The 1,044-nt window shown below is 60.1% G+C and carries 1 protein-coding gene; it reads left to right on the top strand.

Going from position 1 to position 1,044, the window contains the following annotated elements:
* On the top strand, nucleotides 1–1,044 hold a 1,044-nt coding region (locus ABYT07_RS21375), incomplete at both ends, for a TRAP transporter large permease (RefSeq protein ID WP_372994012.1).

Here is a 1,044-nt window from a genome sequence, read left to right as displayed (position 1 = left end):
TGGATTTTCTTTGGCCTGCTGGCCCTGTCCGTACCCGTGGCCCATGCCATGATTGGCGGTGTCGCTGCCGCGCTGTGGTTTGATGGCAAGCCTTTGGCGGTGATCGCGCAGCGGCTGTATACCCCGACGCAAAGTTTTCCGATGCTGGCGATCCCGTTCTTTATTCTGGCGGGCAACCTGATGATGTCGGGCAAGTTCGGTGTCTACCTTATCAACGTCGCGCGGCTGCTGGTCGGTAACATGCGCGGCGGTATGGGGCAGGTGTCGATCCTTGGGTCGGTGATGTTCGGTGGCGTGTCGGGTTCCGCTGTAGCGGATGCTTCGGCACTGGGCAACGCGTTGATCCCGGTCCAGCAGAAGGAAGGCTATCCGGGTGGTTTTACCGCCGCGATCAACTCTGCTTCTTCGACGGTTTCGGTACTGATCCCGCCGTCGATCCCGCTGATCCTGTACGGTCTTGTTTCGAACGTCTCGATCGTGGACCTGTTCGTCGCGGGTATCCTGCCGGGCCTGATGTTGGGGATCGGGATGTTCGCCACCGTCTGGCTGGTCGCGCATCGTAAAAAGCTGCCGCGCTCCCCTTTGCCGGGTGGGTTCAAGGAATTCCGCGGCCAGCTATTGATCGCGTTTCCAGCCATGCTGATGCCCGTGTTCATCATCGGCACCCTGCGCTTTGGCATCGCAACCCCGACCGAGGTTTCGGTTCTGGCCGTCGCCTATGCACTGTTGATATCGGGCCTCGTTTATCGTGATCTGACGTTCAAGGGCATCTGGGACGCCACCGTTGATACCGCGATGATGACCGGCGCAGTCATGATCATCATCATGGCGTCCTCGACGATCCAGTGGGTGCTGACGGCTGAGCGCGTCCCACAAGAGCTGGCGGAATGGGTCGCTGCGACCATCCAGAACCCGTGGATGATTATCCTCGCGTTGAATGTGGTGATGCTGATCGTCGGGGCGTTCCTTGACCTGCCAGCCGCCGTGCTGTTGCTGGGGCCGCTTTTTGTGACCATCGGCAATTCCATCGGCCTTGATCCGGTC

The sequence above is a fragment of the Sulfitobacter sp. genome, from assembly GCF_041552635.1.
Taxonomy (GTDB): Bacteria; Pseudomonadota; Alphaproteobacteria; order Rhodobacterales; family Rhodobacteraceae; genus Sulfitobacter.
Note: the sequence above shows the minus strand (reverse complement) of the source record. Positions and strands in the feature narration are given on the sequence as shown.